Genomic DNA, 24,878 nt, shown 5'->3' on the forward strand with positions numbered 1-24,878 from the left:
TTTGGCTTTGTTTAGCTCAATATAAAGGAATTATCGGTGCTTATTACACAGTCAATAAACCTTCACTATGAACTTGTTGAGATTGAATATTAATTCCATCTTAAAGTCCTAAAACTTCTTTACCCTGTTTGAAGGTAACGTCTACTGGAATTTGCTTTTCTTCGAGTAGTTGTAAGTCGGCGGCCAGTTGCGGGCTAATAACGCCTTGGGTATCGAGCAGGGTTTTTACGCCTTGGTAGTCGCCATTACCTTGTAGGGTCAATATCTTTTCGGAAAGGGCGTTCATGGCTTTGGTCATTTGTTCAAAATTAACACTATAGTAGCCCGTTTCTGGGTCGTGATTAAAAGCCCCGATCTCTTTAAAGAAGTTAAAGCGTACCATATTGGCTTTGCCGTGAGCGCTGCTAGCGCCGAAGCGTACTGAGCGGAAAATGCCGGCGAGGAAAGTCACGTAATTATCCATCACTTCGCCTTCTGCTATTTCACCTTTTTTAAACAGCTCGCTGATCATGTAAAGCCCTAAAATATCAGCTTTGCCTTCTTCTAAAGCTGAAGCGGTTTCTTTTAATGCAGCTCGTACCGTGCCTTTGCCATCAATGGTATTTTTGATCCCTAGGCCGTGAGCAACTTCATGGAACATGGTGTTACCAAAAAAGGCATCAAAAGTAATGTGCTTGCGTTGCTCGGGAGCGATTAATTGCTCAGCAATGGGTACCAAAATTTTATCGAATTTGGCACGCATAGCGTTTTTGAGCTGCAGGCGACGGGTACCTTTGGCTAATTGTACTTCTTCGTCATTGGGTAAGTTAATGGCGATGGTCTTTGAACCTGCGTTGCTGTCACCGGCATAGAAAACCACATCGTATGCGTTGAGATCGCTGTCAGTACCAGGCATTTCCTGTTTGTATTCTTCAGCAACCGGCAAGCCTTTTTGTAGCTCGGGTAAAAAAGATGCAAATTTAGCCAATTTTTCACTCCACTCTAAGTCCTTAATTAAGACGTAGGTTGAGAAAGCAGCGCGATAACCAAATAACTGATCTTCATAGGTTTCAATAGGGCCAATCACCACTTCAATAGGATTATTTTTCATATCCATCCAAGCCATGTCCGAAGGCTGATAATTATCCGTTACTAGCGCTTCGGCGCGTAACTCTAGGTATTTTTTGAAGTCAGGATCGTCCGCAAGTTTTGCCGCTTCTTGCAATAGATGGCTAGCTTCGGTTAACTCGGCTTTAAATGCTTCGGAGTAGGCTTCCAAATAGAGTTCACCTTGCTCATTACGTTTAACTATTGAATAAAGACCATCTTTTCCTGCTTGCTGCCAAGCTTCGAATTCTTCTTTGCTCATATCGGCTGGATAGTATTGAGCACCCGCACTTTTAGCCACAACGCCATCGATAAAAGGTTTATTGCCGTCTAGTCGATCCCAAGGACCATAGTTGATAACCGCGAATTGGCGAGCTTTGGGATCGTCAATGGAATTAAGTAATGTATCTTTATCGCCATAGGCAACTTTCCAAAATAAACCATCCATTATTTTGCCGGCATCAATTAACAAGCCAATCATTTGTTTCTGGTTATCCGATAGGTGGCTTAAATCGCTGGTTAGGGTGAAAGGTGCGTAAATATCAAAGCGACTATATTCAGCTGCTTTTTCTGCCTCCTGTTGTTTTTTGCGCTCTGCAATCAGCTCACTAGCATCGAGCAGCTCTTGATTAGGCGTTGCTGATGGCGTTTCTTTAACTTCTTGTGATGCTTTTTTCGAATCATCATTGCTACAAGCAGTTAAAGCTAGAGCAATGGATAGAGATACAATAGAAAGACTCTTGTTCATAGTATTTCCTAAAGGTTAGGTTGCTAAAATAATGCACAGACTATAGCAAATAGCCAGTTTTTGTGCAGAGTTTTCATACAAAATTGTGGGCAAGGTTTACCGCTAAAATTTACTAAAAACGTATTTTTCGCGCTTCACTTGTTTTACTCCAAAGCCCTTATCTTTAAGCATTGCAAAGACCTCATCGACCATATTGGGATTGCCACACAAATACACCAGATCGGTTTCAGGATCTGGCTTGAGCTCGACAAGTTGCTGTTGCACATAGCCTTGATAACAATCAAAACTGAAATTATCAATTTGACGACTTAAGCAGGGGTGAAACTGAATGTTTTTTGCTTGATGAGCTTGCCAAAAGTCATCCAAGTAAAACATATCTTGCTGTTTTTGCGCACCAAATAAAATATGAAACTGCTGCTCTGTTAGCTTGGGCAGTTGGTTTAACATCGCGCGATAGGGCGCCATGCCGGTTCCTGTGCCGATTAAAAAGATTCGCTTGGGTAGTTCCGCGCCTAACACTAATAAACCCACGGGGCCTGAGATTTCAAAACTATCACCAGCTTTTGCCTCGAAGAAAATTTTAGTGGCACGACCATTTGCCACATGCGAAATCACAATTTCCAGATAGTCGGTGGTGACCAAGCCTTGCTCATCAGGAGTCTCAAGATTGGCAATGGAATAGCTGCGTTTTAGCGGCTTTTCGCCATAGGGCAAGCTAAAAGAGACAAACTGGCCTGGGCGGTAACTAAAGCTTTGTGGCTTAGAAAATTCAAATGTGAGCTTGCGAACATTCGGGCTGATGAGCTCGTTAGAGGCTAAAACGATTTGATAACTGGGTAATGGCATTTGCTAATTAGCCGCTCTTTTAAAGGACAACAGCAAGCATTATAAGCGGCTGTTTGAAAAAATTCATTAGGTTCAGGATCGGTTCAGATAGATTTTGCTTTACTGTACTCATGCCTACTAAGCTCAATGAATATGTATTGAATTTGTCGAAACGGCTTGAGCCTTTACTGACAGATCTAAGGAGAAACCTATGAAATTTCAAAAGCGTCTTTTATCAGTTGCGGTCATAAGTGCGCTGGCACTGAGCACACCAGTGGCGGTTGATGCTTCTGAAACGCAAGTACAAGAGCCTAACAAGGTTCGTATAGGCCAAAAGTTGATCACCTCGAACAAAGCTGGTCAAGAGGGCAAGCAAAACAGCACTGCGACTAAGCTTGAAGATAGCAGCCAATCGCGCCAAGCGGAATATAAAAACCAGCAGTCGGGCGAGGATCTGGTTGGTCAGTTCAAAGCGCAACAGCTCAGCAAAGGGCTTATGGTCAATGGCAAGCTAGTACCATCTAAACAACGTAACAGCGAAAAATCGACCAAAGCTGGCCATTTGTATATTTACGATTCGGCGGTTTTGCTAAAAACCGATGAAGATTCCGATGGTTATTATAGCGAGATCCGAGTGGATTTTGATGTCGACGCCAGTTACAACGATTACTATGACGTTTATGCCGAGCTGTTTATTCGTGAAGAGGGTAGCAGCCAGTGGACTCACTACTACACAACTGAAGTCTTTGAAATATATGGTGCCGATAATGATGACGATTACCATGTGACCACCACTTTTAATGATGGTTTTCCCTCGGGATATTATGAAGTGGCGATCGATTTATTCGAGCATGGTTATTCTGGAATCGTCGATTCCACTGATGCCATAGAAGATCCAGATTTGGGCAACTTGCCAATTGAAGATACGAGTTATGAATACTTTACTCCAGAAACGGATGTTTCTATCAGCACCGTGAAAACTGAGATATTTACTGACGATGACAACGACGGTTATTACCGTGATTTTAAAATCAGCTTTGATGCTGATACCACATTAACCTCGCGCGATGTGGTGGCGAAACTTTACCAAAAATCGGCTGCTGGCGATTGGCAATATGAAACCGAGTCAGAGGTTTATACCATTAACGGCACCAGCACTGACGACACCATTGCTTTTGAAGCCACTTGGCAGGCAGGTTACGCCACAAACTATTATGATTTTAAAATCGAAATAGTTGACCCTGCGACCAATGAGCTACTGGCAGAAGCATCGAATGACTTTGGCCCTTTAGTTGATGTGCCGCTAGAAGATGCAGGTAAAGATACGGCTTCTGGCGGTTCGGGCTCTGGTGGTTCCGGTTCGGGCTCTGGTGGCGGCGTTAGCACTAGCAGCTCAGGCTCAGGTGGCGGTAGCTGGGGCTTGCTCGGAGTCTTGTTACTCGGCGCTTTTGGTTGGTTGAGACGTAAAACTTAATCCCATCCTAACTACTTTACAGTTTTAACCTAAAGCCTGCTGTGTGTGGGCTTTTTTGATTTATTGACACATTTTGTAACATCAGCTATGTGAAATATGACACAGTTGTTAATCCCTTTTCCTTATAATCACATCTTATCCAAAACACTTATAAGATTATGGGTTAGTCACCAATGGGCAAGATAGCTTTAATCACTATAGTAAGTTCTTTAGGATTATTGGCACTTTCGACCGCAACTGCTAAACAGGATCCGTTGAAGATACCAAAAGTAGATGCTCAAATTGAAGTCGATGGTGAGCTAAATGAAGCCTTTTGGCAGCAAGCGACTCAAGTTAATTTAGGTGTCGAAACTCGCCCTGGTGAAAATGTCGAGGCTAAAGTCAAAACCACTGCCTATATAGCCGAAAACGGTACATCTCTTTTAATAGCACTAGTTGCCGATGATCCAGATCCCAGTCAAATCCTAGCGTCATTAAAAGATCGTGACACCATTTGGGCTGATGACTCAGCTGGCTTTAAAGTCGATACTTTTAATGATGAGCGAAAAGCCTATATTTTCTTCGTTAATCCTCTTGGGATTCAGATGGATTCTATAGAGGACGATGTTACTGGTAATCTAGACAGTTCTTGGGACGCTATCTGGTATAGCGAAGGCAAAATTACCGACACAGGCTATCAAGTTGAAATCGAAATTCCTTTTAAAGTTTTACGCTTTCCCAACACCAGCGGTGAGAAAACTTGGGGTATCGACTTTGTGCGGTTTTACCCGCGCGATTACCAGTATCGCTTAGCATTCAATCAAGTCGCTCGTGATCAAAGTTGCTCAGTATGCCAAATTAGTAAAATTAGCGGTTTTGAATCTATCGAAAGTGGCCAGAATTTAGAGGTCACGCCTTATATTTCAGCGCAGCGCATTGATGATCGGAACCCGCCTAGCCAAAGCGAATGGCAAAATGGTGATTTTGATTTTGATGGTGGTTTGGATGTGCGCTGGGGAGTAACCGACAACTCAGTATTGAATGCAACCATTAACCCCGATTTTTCACAAGTGGAATCGGATGCGGTGCAATTGGATGTGAATAGAACTTTTGCATTATTTTTCGAGGAAAAACGTCCGTTCTTTCTGGAAGGTGCGGATTACTTTAATACCAGTTTTCTAAATTTGCTGCATACTCGAAATATTGCTGATCCTGACTTTGGGCTCAAATATACGGGCAAAAGCGGTAAGCACTCGTATGGAGTTTTAGCTGCACGCGACAATAGCACTAGTTTTTTACAACCCGCGGCTCAGTCTTCAGGTTTAGCGACTTTTGATGATCTAGAGTCGGATGCTTTTGCTGCTCGTTACAGTTACGACATGGGCGATAAATCACAAATTGGCGCTATGCTGACTTATCGCTCTGGCGATGACTATGAAAATACTATGGTCAGTCTTGATGGTAAATATTATTTTACTGATGAAGATGTTTTGCGTTATCAAGCGGTCTATTCTGACTCGGAAGATCCTGAAAGTTTGCGTAATGAAACCGACTACCAAGACTACAATTCTGGCAGCGGTTATGCACTGGCCTATAATCATAATGGCCGTAATTGGAACTGGCGCGCTTCACGAGTAGATTTTGAAGAAGGTTTTCGCGCAGATCTAGGTTTTATCAATCAGGTGGGTTTTAGCCGCGATCTGGTTGGCCTTGGCTACACTTGGCAGGGAGAAGAGGGCGATACTTTTGATCGGATCGCTTTAGGCGGGGATGTGGATCGAACCGAAGACTTTACTGGACAAAAATTAGAAGAAGAAGCTGAGTTTTGGCTTAATGTGAATGGTCCTTATCAATCATGGTTTGGTTTTGGCGCTGGCGTTCGCGACGTTTGGCGCCAAGATGAGCGCATTCCTTTAGCGGTCGATATGCCTAGGATTTGCGTCGCTGGCTGTTGGTTTGATCAAGATTTCTATTGGATTGAAGGCAACTTTCGCCCCATAACCAGTTTGCAAATTGGTAGTTATTATAATGGCGGCGATGCTTTAGATTTTGAAGAAACTCGCGCTGCTACTCGTAAAAACTATGGTCTTTGGTTTAACTGGCAGGCGACACGTCATTGGTATTTGTCCACTAATTTAAGGAAATCCCAATTGGATATTGATGAGGGAAGTTTGTTCGACGCCAATATTCTAAACCTAAACTCTACTTACCAGTTCGATAAAAAGCAGTATATTCGACTGACCGTACGCTACCGCGACATTGATTTTAACCCCTCTTTATATGAAGAACCTAAAGACTCCAATAGGAAGAGTATGGCTAGGCAGCTACTTTATGCCTATAAAGTGAATCCAAGAACCGTATTTTTTCTCGGCTATTCCGATGGTGGCTTTGAAGATGATTCGGTAGACGATTTTGAGAAAACTAGCCGTTCGGTTTTCAGTAAATTTAGCTACGCATTCCAACTTTAACCGTTATTCATAATCCCGTTTAAACAAGGCTTAGCACCAACTAAGTCTTTATTTTATTGACTCTTTTTGCTATAAACGGTCTAGCTGAAGGAGAAAAGATGCATTATAAAAATAATTTGATAGGAATAGGGTTTTTATTCCTAGCAACGGCTGCCTGTGATTTAGGGAAAGTCGCTGCGGCGCAAATGGATGGGAAAACTACTAACCAAAATATTGAAATCCCCCAAGATATTCCAAAAATAAAAACCAATCTTGAACTCGATGGTCGTTTGTCGGAAGCCGTATGGCAACAAGCTAAACGCGTTGATCTGGCCTATGAGACCGATCCTGGCGAAAATATTCCAGCTAAGGTGAGCACTCAAGCTTATGTCTTTGAAGATGGCGATTTCTTGTATATAGGCTTTAAAGCCGAAGATCCAAACAAAGAAAGTCTGCGAGCTTCGTTTCGTGATCGTGATGATATTGCGGATGAAGATCTAGTTGGGATAAAAATTGATACCTTTAATGATCAACGAAGAACCTATAACTTTTTTGTTAATCCTCTGGGGATCCAAGAAGACTCGATTTCTGATGACGTGCTTGATCGTGAAGATTATTCTTGGAATGCCATTTGGTATTCGGCAGGACAAGTCACTGAACAAGGCTACAGTGTCGAAATTAAAATACCTTTTAAAATTTTAAGGTTTGCTAAGACAGAGCAACAAAAGCGTTGGGCGATAGATTTTGTGCGCTTGATGCCTAAGGAATACGAGTATCGTTTTGCGGCGGCGCCGGTGGATAGAAATATCAATTGTACCATTTGCCAGTATCAAAAAGTTGCAGGTTTTAGCGAGATTAGCAGCGGTCAAAATTTGGAGCTGATACCTTATGTGGTGGCCAATAAAACCGAGCAACGTGATTTGCAACAGAATCAGGATTGGCAAGATGATGGGGTGGATACCGAAGCGGGACTCGATCTACGTTGGGCCATTAGTGACAATTCGATTCTAAACGCCACCGTCAATCCAGACTTTTCGCAAGTAGAGTCTGACTCTGCGCAGCTGGACGTGAACACTCGTTTTGCGCTGTTTTTTGAGGAAAAGCGACCTTTTTTCTTGGAAGGTGCGGATTACTTCAACACTATGCTGACGATCTTTTATAGTCGCAATATTGCTGATCCGGATGCTGGGGTGAAATACACGGCTAAGGATGAGCATGGCTCGCTAGGGGTTCTGGTTACGCGCGATAACAACACCAATATTATCCTTCCCTATAGCCAAAGTTCGCGCTTGGTGGCTTTAGAGGATGAAAGCAACTCAGCTGCGGTTCGATATGCTTATGATTTATCCGAGTCTTCTTTGCTTGGCGTGACCATGACCCATCGTGATGCTGGAGATTACTCTAACGATTTAATTAGCTTTGATGGCAAACATCAGCTTACCGATACGGATGTATTTCGTTACCAGTTGATTCATACCGAGACCGATAATCCTGAAAATTTGCAAACTGATTTTGATCGTGATGCAAGCGAGTCGGGCAGCGCCTATCGCTTAAATTACAGTCACAACGATCGCGATTGGAGTTGGTTTGTTTCGCACAATGATTTTGATAAAGAGTTTCGCGCGGATCTGGGCTTTTTAACCCGCTCCGGTTATCGTAAAACCATTATTGGTGCAGGGCGTCGCTGGTACGGTGAGAAAGATGATTTCTTCTCTCGAATCCAGTTTAGCGGCGATTGGGATACCACCGTTGAATACACCGGACAGCGCCTTGAAACCGAAACCGATCTAGCCTTAAGCCTGCTCGGGCGAGCACAATCGCAGATTGACCTACGGGCTGGTACTCGAAACTTGTATTTTGATGATCGCTGGTTTGATCAAGATTACTACAGCATCAGCGCCTCTTATAAGCCGCTGGCGAATTTACGAACCGGCATAGTGGCCAGTTTTACTGATGATATCGATTTTCTGAGCGCGAGCAGTCGTGCCGGTGAAGTGGATGGTTACGGCGCTTATGTGGATTGGCAGGCAACCAAGCACTTTAACTTATATCTGGAATACGAAAAGCAAAGTTTTGACGTTGCCCAGGGGAATTTCTTTGATGCTGAAGTTGCCAATGCTAAATTGGTTTATCAATTTAACGAGAAGAGTTTTTTACGTTTTTTACTGCGTTATACAAACTCTGACTTTAGCCAAGATCCTAACGTGTTACAGGGCTTGAATGTGTCTTCGATCAATAAAAACTTGGTTCGACAATTGTTGTACGCTTATAAATTGGATGCGAAAAGCGTTTTGTACCTCGGATACTCTGATAATGGCATTGAAAATGATCAAATTTCTTCGCTTACAGAAAACCAACGAACCTTGTTCGCTAAGTTTAGCTACGCTTTTCAGCTATAAAACTTAATCCTTGAACAAAAAGTAGTTAAACCTTAAGAGGTCCGCCTAAAGAGGACTTTCTATTAAACAGAAACATGAAAGCCCTTATATTAAGGGCTTTTTTAATTTTATATTCTAAAATGAATAATTTTAGAGCTTAAAAGAAGCGCTGCTTGGCTTGCTCTGGCAGCTCTAAACCGGATAAATGGGCTCTTTGCAAAAGCTGCCAATAGTAGCGATAAGTAGCTCTATCGTGCAGTTCGCCTTCGTACTGGATTGGCCCCCAATGGTTATCTTGCGCCGCCATTAAAATATTGATCCCGTCTTCAACTTCTGAATAATCCGGTTTCATGGCATCAACAATCGCTTGGATCTGAGTGGGATAAATTGACCACATGCGCAAGAAACCAAATTCGCTGCGAGCACATTTTGCATCCGACTGAGTTTGTTCAGGATTTTTCAGATCCAAAGTTACATTATGCGAAGGAATAACACCGTTGGCCAAAGCTGCTGCCACCATTTCAGTTTTAGCTCTTGCAAGCAAAGGGTGATCGAATTGGCCGGGGCTGCGCATGCATTGAGCAGGAATAGCACCATTATGACCAGAAACGAAATCCATCATGCCGAAGTCTAATACTTGAACCCAGTCGATTTTGGCAATTTTCCAGACTTCTTTTAAGGCTCCGTGGGTTTCGATCAGCACATGAATGGGTATTTCCCGCTTGATATTGTGCGCTTTAGCAAGCTTTTTAACGTAACGTACCATCTTTTTAATTTGCTTGGCTTTGGTACATTTGGGCAGCGTAAAATAAGCTACTTTATCGCCTATTGCTGGCACTAAAATATCCAAATCAGCTTTCCAGTGGGGGTGGCTGTAATCGTGAATGCGAACGCCAGCCATCATATGCTTATTAGCATCACTTGCTAATACTTCAGCCACCATTTGCGCGTGCTCTTTTTCTTTACCAGCTTGAGCACCATCTTCGCAGTCGCAAGTAATGTCGAAAACTGGACCAATGCTGTCCTGCATCTCGAGCGCTTTACGGATCAGTTTCTCGCTTCCAGCAAAGTGTTCGCAAGAGGGGGTAATGGGAAATGGCTTTTCCGCATCGAATAAAGCAGTATCTGGATGGACTCTTTCTAATTGGTTGTTTTCGCTCACAAAAATCCCCTTAAAACAAATGGTTAGCTCAGCTATTTAGAATAAATTCTAGATCAGATTTTCACCCTTTGGAAGCTGGCTAAATAAATTCTTTAAAAAATTAAACAAACATTTGAAATGTTTGTTCGTATAAGGCATATTTATATTACTCAACTGGTCGGATTAGTCAAGATGATGCAAGAACATTCTTTTTTGGAAAAGGTCGATGAACAGGTGGTACTCGGTGGCTATTGGCCGGGGATCCAACTTTATTATCCTCCGGTTAAATATTCTCCCGCGGAAGGGGTTTATGAAAGCATGGAACAAGCTTCTGCACGAATGCGCAAATATGCTCATAACACCAAAGCACACACCTTATTGTTTGATTTAGAAGATGGTTGTCGTCAGAAAATTTTAAGTCGTGAGCTGTTACGCCAAGAATTACCCTTGTTTGAAGATCGTAAATTTCAAATTGCGCTACGGATTAACCCTTTCCGAACCGATGAATACGAGGAAGACTTAAAGCTTATTCGCGATATGCATCCCTTTATTGATGCGATTATTTTGGCAAAAGCGGGCGAGGTTTATGGCGCGGCTGAAATTCGTGATTTATCTGCTTGGCTGGTAGGAGTCGATCCAACCATTGAAATTCAGCCGATTATTGAACATCCGCGCTCTTTAAAGCTGGCTCCTGAACTAATGCAGTATTCGACTGTGCGTCATGTAGTTTTTGGGATTCATGATTTTTCTAAAGCAATGGCCATTCATTTAACTCCTGAAGGTTGGATTGATGAGCTAAAAACTTACTTGAGAATGCTATTGATGGAAGCGCGAATTGCCGGAAAAGGGGTGATCGGTGGGGTAGAGGTTCTGATCAACAAAACGCCGATGCCTGAAAACTGTATTGAGCCACACGAAGTGCGTCGCTGGTTAGATTTGCATGGTGAGCATGAGTCGCATGTGGTTCACCAACATGCATTAGTTGAGGCGCAAATGGGTTTAACGGGCAAGCAGGTGATTCATCCGTTTCATATTCATTTATGCAAAATGGCCTTTACCCCATCACCTTTACAAATTGAGCGCAACGTCAATATTTTGCAAGCGGCGATTGATGCTGATGCGCTATTGGGTGGCGCTATTAAATTTGAAGGCGAAATGCTCGATCCGCCGATGTTCGGTAAAGCCTTGCAGACGCTACTGCGAGCTTATGCTTTACATTCGCTTCAAGACAAAGACAAAGAGTTTGCGATGGACGTGATAAAGCGTCTGCCAGTGCATGTGATCCGCGAAAACTGGCCTTATGGCATGATCTAATGAGAGTCCTAGTGAGAGCTTTAATGAAAAATCTTAAGCAGAAAATCAATGCCTATAAATAAAGCGGATTGTTGAATGAAATATTCTTTTGATACAATTTTACGCCAGCACGGATCTGGCTGGCAGTGGCAAATTCCAGAGTTTTTTAATATTGCTGAAGCATGCGTGGATCAACATTTAGGCACGCCAAGAGCCGACCAAAAAGCGCTTATTATTGAAGATGATATTCTTGGTGAATCGGCTATTAGCTATCAACAATTATCCGAGCAAAGTTCCCAATTTGCTCATTGCTTAGCTGCTTTAGGTCTCGAACAGGGTGAGCGAGTATTGATTCGTTTGCCGAATCAACTCGAATATCCTGTGGCATTTTTTGGTAGCATCAAATACGGTGCTATTGCGGTGCCTACCTCGACTCTGTTGGCTGCATCTGAAGTTGCTTATTTGGCAAAAGACTCGGCTGCTAAGGTGTTAGTGACGGCCAAGAGTATGTGGCCGGAATTATCCAAAGCAATCCTCGAAACTTCCGTTGAAACAGTAATTTTAACCGGTGATTCTGAAGTAGAAGCAGAGACAGATGATTCAAATAAACTGCAAGTTTTAGATTTCACACAAGGCATAACAAGCAAGCCAAAATCTTTTGATAGTCACCAAAGTAAAGCCGATGATGCTGCTTATCTGGTCTATACCTCTGGAACTACTGGCTATCCTAAAGGTGTCTTGCATGCTCATAGGGCATTGCTAGGCCGCTTGCCTGCTAGTCGTTATTGGTTCGATCTTAATGACGATACGGTCGAGCGGATTATGCATTCGGGAAAATTCAACTGGACCTATGTGCTAGGCTCAGCGCTGATGGATCCGCTGTTGCATGGGCATACGGTAATTGCTTATGAAGGAAAAAACGACGCCAATACCTGGCCACATTTAATCCAAAAGCATCAATGCTCTATTTTTATTGGGGTGCCAACCATATATCGGCAAATTATTCAGAAAGCCAATTTCAAGCAGCAAGATTTACCATCGCTAAAACATTGTATGAGCGCGGGTGAACATTTATCTGATGAGATGCAGCAAGCATGGGAGCAGCGTTTTGGCAAACCTATTTATGAAGCCATTGGTATGTCGGAAGTGTCTTATTATATTTCGCAGCATAAGTCAGCCAAAGTGAAACCGGGCGCGGCAGGTTTTGTCCAGCCCGGTCATTTGGTGCAATTGTTGGATGAGAATTTAGAAGTGGTGCAAGCAATGGATGAAGGCATGATTTGTATCGGGCAAGATGATCCTGGTTTGTTTTTGGAGTATTGGCAATTACCCGAAGAAACTGCCAAAGCCAAGCGACAAGGTTGGTTTTTTACTGGTGATTATGCCAAGCAGGATAGCGAAGGTTACATTTGGTTTCTGGGCCGTAAAGATGACATTATCAATAGTTTTGGCTATCGAATTTCGCCTCACGAAATCGAAAGGGTGATTAAAACTCACCCCGCAGTAGCAGATTGTGTGGCTTTGGGTGAAGATATAGCCGGCGGCAAGACTTTAGTGGTGGTTTGCGTGATCCCCACTGACGACGCAGAGACTAATGAAGAAGAAATATTAACCTTTGGTCAGCATCATTTGGCTAAATATAAGGCACCGAAAAAAGCCTATTTAATGCAGGATTTTCCGCGAACCAAGAACGGTAAAGTTTTGCGCAAACAATTAATTCAACAATTATCAGAGCAGCAGGAATAAATCATGAGTTACCGTCCACGCCGTACCGTTTTGTATGTGCCTAATCACGTCGCTAAGTTTTTACACAAGGCGCGTAAGCTCGATGCGGATACCATCATATTTGATATGCAGGAATCGGTTCCTCCTGAGTTCAAGCAAACTGCTAGAGATTTGTTAGTACAAGAGTTTTTGCAATCGAGCGATTTTGGTCATTCTGAAAAAGTGATTCGAATCAATTCGCTAGAGAGTCAGTGGGGCAAAGAAGATCTGGCAGCGATTGCCAATTTAGAGTTTGATGCCATTTTATTACCAAGAGTGGAGTCTGCGCAGCAACTGCTAGAGTCGATTGCGATTATTGATCAAGCGCGCGGCGATCAATTGCCGATTATGGTGAATATCGAAAGCCCGCTTGGAGTTTTAAATGCGCAGGGAATTTGTGCTGCGACCGAACGTTTGCAGGCGGTGGTGATGGGTACTACCGATTTATCCAACGAACTTAAAATTACTCCAACCTATGATAGAGCAGGGCTCTTGACTAGCTTATCTTTAGTTATGTTAGCCGCCAGAGCTTATAAAAAATGTGTTATCGATGGTCCTCATTTTGATCTAAAAAATGTTGAAGCGTGTGAATTTTCTTGTCGTCAGGCGCGCGACTTAGGCTTTGATGGTAAGGCGGTGGTGCACCCGGTGCAGCTTGACTATACCAACGATGCCTTTACTCCTAAATTAAATGATATCCAAAGAGCGCAATCGATTATCGAAGCGATTGAAGAAGCTAATAAAGCTGGCCGAAATGTGGCTGTGCTTGATGACCGGCTGATTGAGCCTTCGTTAAAAGAGTGGGCAGAAAGAGTGATTAGTCTATATAATCGAGTCAAAGACTTAGGCCAAAACGAACTGATAGGTTCTTAAACTAAAGCATTGATAGCACTATGAACAATAAAGCTTCGAATAATAAAGCATCGGCAGGACGATTTTTTGAAGATTTTTCCTTGGGGGAGCAAATTTATCATGCAACTCCAAGAACCATTACCGAATCCGATGCAGCTTTATATCTAGCTTTAACCGGTAGCCGTTTTAGCCTCTATTGCAATCAAGAATTTGCCAAACGATTAGGCTTTAAAGCAAGCCCGATTGATAATTTTTTAGTATTTCATATCGCTTTTGGTAAAACCGTTAATGATATTTCACTTAATGCGGTAGCTAATTTAGGCTATGCCGAATTGCAGTTTTACATACCAACTTTTGCTGGTGATACCTTAAGCGTGATGTCGGAAGTGATTGGACTTAAGGAAAATAGCAACGGTAAAACGGGCATTGTTTATGTGCAATCCAAAGCTTTAAACCAAAATGGCCATACGGTGTTAAGTTGGAAGCGCTGGGTGATGGTGCATAAGCGAGAGCAGCAAATGCTCAATAGCTTTGAGGTTAAACCGCAGTTAGATCCGAAGATAGCGCTAGACTCTTTGTCGGTTCCGCTGGGTTATTCGTCACAAAATTACGACCCGCAAGTTAGTGGCGAAAAATACGTCTTAAATGATTATCAGTTGGGCGAATGGATTGATCATATTGACGGGATCAGTATTGATGATACCCAACATACAATGGCCACTAATCTTTATCAAAACAATGCTAAGGTTCATTTTAATCAACATCAAATGAGCAATAGTCGGCATGGCCAACGCTTAGTTTATGGTGGTCATGTGATTTCTTTATGCCGCACCGTATCGCACAATGGTCTAGCCAATGCCCAATGGCTTTCTGCGATTAATGCCGGCTCACACCTTAACCCAACTTATGCGGGCGATACTATTTATGCTGCCAGTCAGGTGCTGGAAAAGCAGAATCTGGGTAGCGGTGTTGGTGTTTTACAACTGAGAACTTTAGGCTTTAAAAATATTCAGTGGCAAGCAATGCAGTCGCAATTTGAAATGGAATTGGATGGTAAAAAATCATTTCATCCGCAGTTGGTTTTGGATCTTAATTATTCTGTCCTGATCCCTGCTTAATAGTCGAGCAGATCCAGGTTGCTGCAAGCTCACTCTAAAGATTCTTAACTTAATCATTAGTCTTTCGTTCGTGCGCTAGTTTGTGGTAGCGTATCCTTTCTGAATTTATAGAGTAAACCAATCTAGATGGGATTAGGTGAGATTTTAGCTCTAGCCTGCGCCGTATGCTGGGCGATTGGCATTGTTTTATTTAAACACTCGGGCGAAACGCTAACAGCCAATAGCTTAAACCTATTGAAAAATTGCATAGGCCTGTTGCTGATCGTGCCCACGGCCATGGTCTTTGAAGGCCTAAAGATCCCCAACTTGAGCGTGACGGATTGGCTCATCGTGATTGCCAGTGGCTATTTTGGCATTGCTATTGCCGATAGCTGGTATTTTCAGGCATTAAGACGTCTCGGTGCTGGTCGAACGGCGATAGTAGCTAGTTTGTATAGCCCTTTTGTCATCATACTTTCCATCATATTACTCGGTGAGCGTCTGCAATCATGGCAATGGTTGGGTTTGGTGCTGGTGTTAGTTGGTATTTTATTGGTGATTTATCAAAAGCACTATCAATATATCGACAAACAAGAGCTATACAGGGGTAGTGCTTTTGCTTGCGCTGCGGTGTTTTTAACCGCCCTTGGAGTGGTCGCAGTAAAGCCTATTTTTGATAATGATAGCAATGGCTTTTTCTGGATAGTAGCATTTCGTTTAATTGCGGGAGTTGTTGGGGCTTTAATTTTCTTGATATTAAAAGGAAAACTATCCGCGATACGTAAAGAAGTTGTTGAGCAGCAGCATAATTGGCCAATATTAGTTACCGCTAGTGTCTTTGCAACTTATTTTGCCATGCTATTTTGGCTTGGTGGTTTTAAATACACTGACGCCTCTATTGCCTCAGTCTTAAACGAAACCTCAAATATTTTTATAGTGTTATTAGCATGGCTATTCTTAAAAGAAGCTTTTGATAAACGAAAGTTTTTTGGCGTGACTTTAGCATTCGCTGGAGTGATGGTTTTTCTAGGATTTTAAGTCAATCGTGGTGATGATGTATATTAATTAACTTCACCAACCGTAACAATTTTCATGGCATTTGTGCCGCCAAGTTTGCCCATAGAATCACCTTTGGTGATGATGACTAAATCTCCATCTTGCACGTGGCCGCGAGTTCGTAATTCTTCAACCGCCAGTCGATTGACATCATGACGAGCGAGGGCAGTCGGGTCAAAATGGATCGCTTCGACGCCGCGATAAAGGGCAACTTTTCTCAGAGTTTCAATGCTGCGGCTCAAAGCATAAATCGGCATACCTGAGCGAATACGCGACAACCAAAGCGCGGTTGAGCCCGATTCGGTAAGTGAAATGATCGCTTTAACCCTGTTTAAATGGTTCGCAGTGTACATGGTGGCCATGGCAATGGCCTCATCTATCACTTCAAAATTAATATCAATGCGGTGGTTTGAAGTTTTAGCGAGACTTTGTCCTTCGGCGCCAACACAAACATTTGCCATGGCTTGCACTGTTTTTGCTGGATTGTCGCCTGTGGCTGTTTCCGCACTGAGCATCACTGCATCAGTGCCATCTAAAATAGCATTAGCTACATCAAAAATTTCCGCACGGGTTGGAATGGGGTTATGGATCATGGATTCCATCATTTGGGTTGCGGTAATAACCACACGATTAAGTTCACGAGTTCGGTTGATAATATGTTTTTGCACCCCAATCAATTGAGCATCACCAATTTCAACACCTAGATCACCTCGAGCCACCATAACCGCATCAGATGCTAAAATAATCGAATCTAAAATATCATGATCATTAACCGTTTCAGCGCGCTCAATTTTTGCTACTAAAGCACAATTACCGCCAGCTTGTTGCAGCAATTCACGAGCTTGATTGATATCGTCAGCACTGCGGGGGAAGGATACTGCTAGATAATCAATGCCAATTTTGGCAGCAGTTTTAATATCCTCTTTATCTTTACCGGTTAAGGCTGGCGCAGAAAGGCCGCCGCCGCGAAGGTTAATCCCTTTATTGTTACTGAGTTCGCCACCAACCAACACCTTAGTGATGACTTTGGTATCTGTTACTTGACTAATTTGCAGCTGGATCCGTCCGTCATCTAGCATCAATTGATCGCCAGCTTTGACCTCTTGTGGCAAGCTGGTGTAGCTGGTGCCTACTTGCTGTTTATCGCCTGACTCTCGATTAAGAGCGGTATCAATAGTGAACTCTTGATCGGCATCTAAATAAATTTTTCCCTCTTGAAAACGAGCCACACGAATTTTTGGTCCTTGTAAGTCACCTAGAATCGCAATGTAAGTATTAAGCTCACGAGCGATATCACGAATACGCTCAGCCCGACGAATATGATCTTCTGCTTCGCCATGGGAAAAGTTTAATCGAAAAACATTGGCGCCAGCGTCAATTAATGATTGGATGGATTCGCGAGAGTCAGTGGCAGGGCCTAAAGTAGCTACAATTTTAGTACGTTTTAGCATAGTGGAATTTTTAAAAGGTATATGGATATAGTCTAAAACGATTGCATAAGATTACAACTACAATTTTATGAAACCGAGTCTGGTATGACCAAGTTTGGCGATGGTTTTGTATTGACGCTTAGTAAAGAAAAGGAGCCTTGCGACTCCTTTCTTATAACTATCACTAAAAATTTAAGAGCTTTCCAAAGCAGCTTGCTGTTTGGCTAAGCTTTTGGGATCACGCTTTAAGAACCAATCTTTAGCATTACCCATCATCACATAAAGACAAGGGATCCAAACTAGAGTAATCAGCGTTGCAAAGACAATACCAAAACCTAGCGAGACAGCCATTGGTATCACCAGTTGTGCTTGTAAACTAGTTTCTAAAGTAATTGGCAATAAACCAAAGAAGGTAGTTAAAGAGGTTAAAATAATAGCTCTAAAACGACGAGTTCCAGCATTGATTGCAGCTTCTGTACGGCTCATTCCTTCAGCTCTACCTCGATTGATAAAATCAACCATTAATAGGCTGTCGTTCACTACCACTCCTGAAAGGGCTATGATGCCAAAGAAAGAGAACATGCTTAGAGAAATCCCCATCAGTAAATGTCCTACCATGGCACCAATCATACCAAAGGGGATTGCAGACATAACCACTAGAGGCTTTACATAAGACTTCAAAGGAATTGCTAATAAGATAAAGATCAAGGCCATACCTATTAAGAAGCCACCAACTAACTCACCAACTAAGGTTTGTTGATTTTTGCTAGGACCGCCTGGTACCAGTTTGACGCTTGGATATTTGGCCAATAGGTTAGGCAAAAAATCTTTTTTAATCGCTGCGTCAATATCATTAGAGGATATTGGCGCCTCAGGACTCACATCCGCAGATAAGCGGTTCGCTCTAACACCATCGATTCGTGAAATACCAGAGAAACCTTCTGCGATAGTAAAAGTGGCTACATCGTTGAAGGTTACATAGTCACCGTTTTGCGTTCTTACAGGCATATTTTCCAAATTACCTAAAGAACGACGCTCGGAAAGAGGGTAACGAACAAATACTTTGATTTCTTCATTATCACGCTGGAAACGCTGCGCTTCGGCGCCATAAAAAGCATTCCTAACTTGACGGGATAAATCAGATACCGTTAAGCCTAAGTTTGTAGCAGCAGGTTTTAACTTAATGATAATTTCTTCTTTACCACCCGAAAGACTATCGCTAATGTCGTAGACGCCTTCATAGGTGGATAGCTTGGTCTTAATTTCCTCGGAAACTAGGCGCAGTTCTTCCATATTATCACCGATCAAGCGGTAACCAACGCCGCCACCACCGGGGCCACCGCCACCGCCAAAGCTGACTTCTTTAACTCCAGGGACTTGACCAATTTTGTCGCGCCATAAATCGTTAATTTTAAACTGATTGATAGGCAGGTTTTCAGATTTATGAAACTCAACCCACATGTAGGCCGCAGTATTATTATTGGTCCAAGAGATAGAGTGAGCCTTGATCGGTTTACCGTACTCTTCGGTAACTTCTTTGTCTAACTCAATCAGCTTACTTTCCACAAACTCTACTGCCTCTATGGTTTTTTCGGCAGTTGAACCTTCGGCCATTTTAATTTCAACAAAGGTGCCATCGTTTGGAATGTTAGGGAAAAGTTCAGCTTTTACCCAGCCAGCACCAATAAAACCAGCAGTAGAAATTAAAAATAGACAAATGAAACTTAAAATAACTAAACCACGAACACCAATTAAACTCTTGAGTTTGGGTGCATATACATTTTTAACAAACCTATCAAGAAAAGCTGCAACTTTGCGACGAATGCCGGCAAAAAAGAGTTTGGCTTTTCGAAGACTAGGGTTTTTAGTATCTTCCGGTTTGTTTAATTTCATATGAGCCAAGTGAGCAGGCAAGATAAGCTTGGACTCAATTAACGAGAAGATTAAGCAGAACATCACGATTAAGCCAATTGACGCCATGGCGTTACTAAAAGCGCCAGAAACGTTAAGCATGGGATAAAATGCTGCTATGGTGGTTAGGACGCCAAAAGTAGCGGGTAATGCAACTCTTCTAGCGCCTTCGATGACACTATCGACAGTATGTCCTTTTTCCTCAATGCTAGCCCAAGAACTCTCGGCAATAATAATCGCATCGTCAACTACGATCCCTAAGACTAGGATAAAAGCAAACAGGGTGATCATATTGATGGTCATGGCGAAGCCAGGATAAATAAGCATTAAGGCAAAGGCGCCGGCGAAACAAATTGGGATGCCGATAGCAACCCAGAAAGCCAGCTTAAACCTTAAAAACAATGCCAATACAATAAATACCAAAGCTAATCCAGCCAGCATATTATTCTGCATTAACTCCAAACGGCCTTTCAAATAATAGGTTCCATCTCCCCAAGCATCCACTTGGATAGAAGAGGGCAGGTTTGGGCGCTTTTCATCAAGATATTTATAGACCGCCGCAGATGACGCTAGATCATCGGACTCTAAGCTGGATTTAACTCGAAGATTGACGGCATTTTTGCCATCAAAGCGCGAAATGAACTGATATTCAGCAAAGCCATCATCAATAGTGGCAATATCCGATAAAAATAGTCTGGTTCCATCAGTACGAGTTAATAAAGGTATTTGCGCAAAATCATATCCGTTGTAGGCTTGTTCTTTGGTTCGAACTAAAATATCTCCGCCTGTGGTTTTGATCGTACCGCTTGGCAAATCTAAAGATGATTTGCGTATGGCTTGAGATACCTCTTCAATGGTGAGGCCATATTCGCGCAACTTGTGATCGGTAACTTGAATGCCTATTTCGTAGGGTCGAACGCCATTGACTTCTACGGTGCTGATAGCATCTTTTGCGACCAACTCATCTTTGATTTCGTTAGCCAGTTCCTTTAAGGTCCTTTCATCTGCGTCACCATAAACGCTGACCCACATCACATCACGTTGAAATTTCCGCTCATAAATAACCGGTCGTTCAGCGGAGTCTGGAAGTTGCGGAACAACGGTATCTACTTGAACCTTAACTTCATCCATGACCTCAGAAACTTCGTAACCTTGCTTAATTTCGATAGTAATGTTCGCGGAGCCTTCGCGGGCATAAGAGGTTATTTTTTCAATCCCATCAATTTCCTTAATATTCTCTTCTATCTTTACGACAATCCCTTCTTCGACTTCTTGCGGTGCTGCGCTGGGGTAAGATACTCGTACTGAAATAGAATTAGTAATAAGGTCTGGAAACACCTGTTGACGCAGTTTGCTAATGCCGATAAAGCCAGCAATGAATATAGCTATCATCAATAAATTTGCAGCTACCGTATTGCGCGTAAACCAAGCGATGATGCCGGAGTTTGTATCGTATTCTTTGACCATTAGTTAGCTCCTATTGACTAACGGCTATGTTCTTTGCCGACGACGGGTTTTTATCATCACTTGCGTCTTCGGAATCTACTTTTTCAGCAGTTTCAGGAGTGTCTTCTTCGCCAATTTTTTTGACTAACATGTCGTTTATAGGGTTTTCAATAGGTGTTATAACAACTTCAGTGCCATCTTCGATACCGCCGTTAATGTAGATGAAGTCTTTTTCGCCCCTAACTACATCAACCTTGGTCAGTTTAATTTTACTTTCATCTGAAATAGTTAAGATTTGAGTTGTATTAATGAATGCTAAGCGCGGCAGCTTGATCAAGTTGCTCTGAGTGATGCCTTCAATTTTAGCATCAACAAAAGTACCAAAGCGAAGTGGTACATCAATATTGCGTTGTTGCGTAAGGTTGTAGGGATCAGTAATTTCAGCAACCAGATAGGTTAGTCGATTGTTTTCTTCAACAACTCCTTCGGTTCTGACTAGTTTGCCATACCACTGATGTTCACTCCCGGCATAAATACCGGTCAACAAAACATTGGGATAACTGCTTTCATCTCCTTGTTTGGGTAGTTCAAGAAAGGCGAGTTCACGATCGGGTAATGGAAGACGAATTTCTGCGGTTTGTGTACCGAATAGGTTTGCTACAGAGCTTCCCGTGTTTACATATTGTCCTAGATCTACTTGTTTACTCTTAATAAGGGCATCATAAGGTGCTTTCACTTTAGTGCGAGCAAGATCCCTTTGCGCCTTTAATAAAGTCGCTTCTGCAGATTGTACCGAAGCCTTTGCTTGTTCTAGTTGGGGGATTTTTAAAACTAAATCATTCGGCTCACCTTTGCCGATTTTCGCCCAGTCTTTGCGCGCTTGATCGCTTCTTGCTTTGGCATCATGAAAGCTGGCTTTAGCTTGGGCAAGGCCTGCCTCTGCTGAGCGTAAGTTTGCTACGTAATTGGCCGGATCAATGGTTAACAGCAAATCTCCTTTATTGACAAATGCGCCAACTCGAAACTTGGGAGACACCTGGCTGATGCGTCCACTGACTTCAGCTACTATATTACTTGAAAGCTTAGGAGTAACAGGCCCTTGGCTGTCGACTAAGAATTGTTGAGACTCTACGCTAGCGAAAACCGTTTCAACAAGTGGAGCAGGGGGTACTTGCACCCTTTGAGGTGGTTGTTTTTTAGTGGCAATTCCCACTGCAATAACTGCAACAGTAATCCCCAAGATTAATAAACCGATTAATATTCTCTTAGTCATAGCCCTTCTCGAAAGTGTGAACCCTTTTATTTATTTCTGCTGACATTATAAAGACTATAGTTGCTAGCACCTAATGTTTAGTGGTGACAAAGCGTTAACAAATGTTTCAGAAGTTACAACTGTTTAATTATCAATAAGATAGGCGCTGCATCTTTATCTAGTACAATTATCATTCTGTTGATGTGAATGAATCGTAAATATTTGATTTTTTACTGCCAATCTTCATCGTTTTTTAGCTTCTAAATCGATAATTTCGTATTGACAGAGTTAGACTCCATGCTAAAATGCGCGCCACTGATTTGCACTAACGTGTGTCTGATTGGGGCTATAGCTCAGCTGGGAGAGCGCTACACTGGCAGTGTAGAGGTCAGCGGTTCGATCCCGCTTAGCTCCACCATTTCTTTTTCTCGTACTTCTTCTTCTAAAACCTATCTCTAAACTTGTGGTTACTTACGGCGCTTTACAAGTTCCTCAAGGCTTAACCGTGACCATTGCGTTATGAGATCCGGTGTTATCCAAATTAAGCCAATTTAACTGTTAAGAATTATATTCGGAAAAAGGATCACTGGCGTATCTTTAGCGGCTAAGTTAATCTAGTTGTTAAGAGAAAAGTTATTGGTAATATGGAGTGCGCTATGAAATTAATAAACTCAAAGCTAATCGGTGTGTCATTGATAGGTTTAAGCCTATTGATAGGTTGTGCATCAGTTCCTGATATTTATACCGATCAGGATCCTTCTCAAGATTTTTCTAGTTACAAGAGCTTTGCTTGGGCGCATGGTGAACCAGCGGCAGTGGCTGGTGATTACACCATATCGCCGCTTGTCTTAAGTCGTATTAATACTGCGATAAAAAACAGTTTGCTTGCCAAAGGCTACCGTTTTAATGAGGAGTTGGCTACGGCGGACTTCGCGGTAGCTTATACGGTGGGAGCTCGCGATAAGATTAGAGTGAATTCCTACCCGTCATCATTTTATGGCTATTACGATAGTTGGTCATGGGGTTATCCTTATTATCCAGGGCCGGCTTACGCAGCTCCTGTGACTGAAACTCGTACCTCGACCATAATCCAAGGTGAGTTGGCCATTGATGTGTACGATGTAAAAACCAAACGACCAGTATGGCATGGTCGTGCTAGCCAGCGGATCACCAAGAAAAGCGAGCAAGAGCAGCAAGCAGCTATTGATAATGTGGTGGTCAGTATTTTAAAGTCCTTTGGCTCTGCTCCTGTTGCTGAGTAGAGATAATAATTTTTTATAGTTATCTTTGACAAAAGTGGGCGAGGGCATTAATATTGCGCCCGCGTTTGAGGGAAAGGCCTAATTCCCCAAACTTAAACAGTGTCCCGTTCGTCTAGAGGCCTAGGACACCGCCCTTTCACGGCGGTAACAGGGGTTCGACTCCCCTACGGGATGCCATATACCAAAAAGCCCAGCCGCAAGGTTGGGCTTTTTTTATATTGGCGCTCTAGTAAGCGCTGGGCAATCCTACGAAAACGAAAATATCAATGAAGCATGGGTAAAGTGATCAGATCCTTACTCTCATAACTTTGCTATGCTATTCTTTTATTCAAATAACTGATTATCGAGCTGATAAGGGTCATTTATCCATGAAACTTAAAGCTGTTTTATTATCTTTATCAATAGGTTTATTGATCTCTAGTTGTAGTGAACCGGACAACAAGACAAGCCTTAGTAACAAACAGTTGGTGCGTAACTATATTGAGGCTTTTGCGGCTCAACAGCCGGAAAAAATGCTTACTATGGTTAGTGACGATATTCGTTGGCACTATCTTGATTTAAATGGAATTAGTTATAGCGGTAGTGGTAAGAAGCAGTTGACTAAAGAGTTGGTGAGTTATTTCGCATCCACCGATCTCCAAGCAGTTGAGGTGTTAAAAATTCAATCAGAGGGCGATTGGCTGACCGTTTTTGAAGCGCCGACATGGTTAAAAGATAAGCAAAAGTATACCCAAAAAGGAGTTGCCGTCTATTACATTGAAGACGCAAAAATCAGCCAGGTTTGGTATTATCCGGCTTTCGAAAAGCAAGAATTGTCTTCTCAATAGCCAAAAATAAAGAAAACCAAAAAGAGAGCCAACCCATATCATGTTAGAAAAAATTACCGAGCGAGTTTCTTGTGGTCGTTTACAAGCGCCCGCACCATCTAAAGCACAAATGCAGAAATTGTTTCAAGCGGCTTTAAGAGCGCCGGATCATAAAAGCCTAAAGCCATGGGAGTATATTGTTTTTGAAGGTGAGCAAGCTTTAAATCAGTTAGCGCAGGCTTACCTTGAAGCCAGTCTCAAAGAAAATTCGGATTTGGATGAGGCGAAAAAAGCACGCATCTTGTCATTACCCCATCGAGCTCCAATGGTGATAGTGGCGGTAGCTAAACACCGCCATCATCAAAAAGTACCGCACCTTGAAGAGATTCTCTCGACAGGGGCCGGGGTACAAAATTTGATCCTCGGTGCATACGATTTAGGCTTTGGTGCCTATTGGCGCTCAGGTCCATTATGTTTCAATCCCCATCTTAAAGCTTTATTGCAGGTTTCTCAGGAAGATACCATCGTTGGTTTTATTTATCTTGGCACGCCCAGTGTCGAATTAAAAGCCAAGCCTATTCCAGAAATTGGTGATTTTGTGCGCTATGGGCTTGATGGAATAGACGGTTAA

Annotated in this window: 17 protein-coding genes and 2 tRNA genes; 13 read left to right on the top strand and 6 right to left on the bottom strand. The window is 42.6% G+C overall.

Annotated elements, in window-relative coordinates:
• Positions 1 to 100: 100 nt before the first annotated feature.
• Both NFS34_RS09160 and NFS34_RS09165 read right to left on the bottom strand, forming a co-directional pair.
• Entirely contained in the window at positions 101 to 1,834 is a 1,734-nt protein-coding gene (locus tag NFS34_RS09160) for a Zn-dependent hydrolase (RefSeq protein WP_251359740.1), read from the bottom strand.
• Between the two features lie 102 nt (positions 1,835 to 1,936).
• A complete protein-coding gene (locus NFS34_RS09165; protein ID WP_251359741.1) occupies positions 1,937 to 2,680 on the bottom strand; it encodes an FAD-binding oxidoreductase in 744 nt (247 codons plus the stop codon).
• A gap of 190 nt (positions 2,681 to 2,870) precedes the next feature.
• On the opposite strand from NFS34_RS09165, the gene NFS34_RS09170 reads away from it, so the two are divergent.
• The 3 genes from NFS34_RS09170 to NFS34_RS09180 all read left to right on the top strand — a co-directional run bounded on the left by NFS34_RS09170 (position 2,871) and on the right by NFS34_RS09180 (position 8,958).
• A complete protein-coding gene (locus NFS34_RS09170) occupies positions 2,871 to 4,133 on the top strand; it encodes a choice-of-anchor H family protein (RefSeq protein ID WP_251359742.1) in 1,263 nt (420 codons plus the stop codon).
• Between the two features lie 173 nt (positions 4,134 to 4,306).
• Complete coding sequence (locus tag NFS34_RS09175; RefSeq protein ID WP_251359743.1) at positions 4,307 to 6,580, top strand: carbohydrate binding family 9 domain-containing protein; 2,274 nt, start codon at positions 4,307 to 4,309, stop codon at positions 6,578 to 6,580.
• Positions 6,581 to 6,678: 98 nt separating this feature from the next.
• Positions 6,679 to 8,958: a carbohydrate binding family 9 domain-containing protein gene (locus NFS34_RS09180; RefSeq protein WP_251359744.1), complete on the top strand. Its 2,280-nt coding sequence runs from the start codon at positions 6,679 to 6,681 to the stop codon at positions 8,956 to 8,958.
• A gap of 136 nt (positions 8,959 to 9,094) precedes the next feature.
• Here the strand turns inward: NFS34_RS09180 and NFS34_RS09185 are convergent, their stop codons facing one another.
• A complete protein-coding gene (locus tag NFS34_RS09185) occupies positions 9,095 to 10,099 on the bottom strand; it encodes a CoA ester lyase (protein WP_251359745.1) in 1,005 nt (334 codons plus the stop codon).
• Between the two features lie 171 nt (positions 10,100 to 10,270).
• On the opposite strand from NFS34_RS09185, the gene NFS34_RS09190 reads away from it, so the two are divergent.
• From NFS34_RS09190 to NFS34_RS09210, 5 genes are all read left to right on the top strand, one after another.
• The gene (locus NFS34_RS09190) at positions 10,271 to 11,392 is read left to right on the top strand and encodes an HpcH/HpaI aldolase/citrate lyase family protein (RefSeq protein WP_376707979.1); all 1,122 of its coding nucleotides are present in this window, start codon (positions 10,271 to 10,273) and stop codon (positions 11,390 to 11,392) included.
• Positions 11,393 to 11,467: 75 nt separating this feature from the next.
• Positions 11,468 to 13,117, top strand: coding sequence for an acyl-CoA synthetase (locus tag NFS34_RS09195; protein WP_251359747.1), 1,650 nt, complete (start codon positions 11,468 to 11,470; stop codon positions 13,115 to 13,117).
• A gap of 3 nt (positions 13,118 to 13,120) precedes the next feature.
• Positions 13,121 to 14,008 carry a CoA ester lyase gene (locus NFS34_RS09200; RefSeq protein WP_251359748.1) on the top strand — a complete coding sequence of 296 codons (888 nt, stop codon included), beginning with the start codon at positions 13,121 to 13,123 and terminating at the stop codon, positions 14,006 to 14,008.
• A gap of 20 nt (positions 14,009 to 14,028) precedes the next feature.
• The gene (locus NFS34_RS09205) at positions 14,029 to 15,105 is read left to right on the top strand and encodes a MaoC family dehydratase (RefSeq protein ID WP_251359749.1); all 1,077 of its coding nucleotides are present in this window, start codon (positions 14,029 to 14,031) and stop codon (positions 15,103 to 15,105) included.
• 126 nt (positions 15,106 to 15,231) lie between these two features.
• Positions 15,232 to 16,122, top strand: coding sequence for a DMT family transporter (locus NFS34_RS09210; RefSeq protein ID WP_251359750.1), 891 nt, complete (start codon positions 15,232 to 15,234; stop codon positions 16,120 to 16,122).
• A 23-nt stretch (positions 16,123 to 16,145) separates the two neighbouring features.
• Here NFS34_RS09210 and pyk read toward each other — a convergent pair whose 3' ends face one another.
• The 3 genes from pyk to NFS34_RS09225 all read right to left on the bottom strand — a co-directional run bounded on the left by pyk (position 16,146) and on the right by NFS34_RS09225 (position 22,200).
• Entirely contained in the window at positions 16,146 to 17,591 is a 1,446-nt protein-coding gene (gene pyk, locus NFS34_RS09215) for a pyruvate kinase (protein WP_251359751.1), read from the bottom strand.
• Positions 17,592 to 17,762: 171 nt separating this feature from the next.
• Positions 17,763 to 20,948, bottom strand: a complete 3,186-nt coding sequence (locus tag NFS34_RS09220) for an efflux RND transporter permease subunit (RefSeq protein ID WP_251359752.1) — start codon at positions 20,946 to 20,948, stop codon at positions 17,763 to 17,765.
• A 10-nt stretch (positions 20,949 to 20,958) separates the two neighbouring features.
• The gene (locus tag NFS34_RS09225) at positions 20,959 to 22,200 is read right to left on the bottom strand and encodes an efflux RND transporter periplasmic adaptor subunit (protein ID WP_251359753.1); all 1,242 of its coding nucleotides are present in this window, start codon (positions 22,198 to 22,200) and stop codon (positions 20,959 to 20,961) included.
• A gap of 321 nt (positions 22,201 to 22,521) precedes the next feature.
• Here NFS34_RS09225 and NFS34_RS09230 point away from each other — a divergent pair.
• From NFS34_RS09230 to NFS34_RS09250, 5 genes are all read left to right on the top strand, one after another.
• Positions 22,522 to 22,597 (top strand) — tRNA-Ala (locus NFS34_RS09230).
• A gap of 238 nt (positions 22,598 to 22,835) precedes the next feature.
• A complete protein-coding gene (locus NFS34_RS09235) occupies positions 22,836 to 23,441 on the top strand; it encodes a DUF4136 domain-containing protein (protein WP_251359754.1) in 606 nt (201 codons plus the stop codon).
• 101 nt (positions 23,442 to 23,542) lie between these two features.
• A tRNA-Glu gene (locus NFS34_RS09240) sits at positions 23,543 to 23,618 on the top strand.
• A gap of 191 nt (positions 23,619 to 23,809) precedes the next feature.
• The gene (locus tag NFS34_RS09245) at positions 23,810 to 24,268 is read left to right on the top strand and encodes a nuclear transport factor 2 family protein (protein WP_251359755.1); all 459 of its coding nucleotides are present in this window, start codon (positions 23,810 to 23,812) and stop codon (positions 24,266 to 24,268) included.
• Positions 24,269 to 24,308: 40 nt separating this feature from the next.
• Positions 24,309 to 24,878 carry a nitroreductase gene (locus NFS34_RS09250; protein WP_251359756.1) on the top strand — a complete coding sequence of 190 codons (570 nt, stop codon included), beginning with the start codon at positions 24,309 to 24,311 and terminating at the stop codon, positions 24,876 to 24,878.

The organism is Kangiella sp. TOML190, from assembly GCF_023706045.1.
In the GTDB taxonomy this organism is placed as follows: Bacteria; Pseudomonadota; Gammaproteobacteria; order Enterobacterales; family Kangiellaceae; genus Kangiella.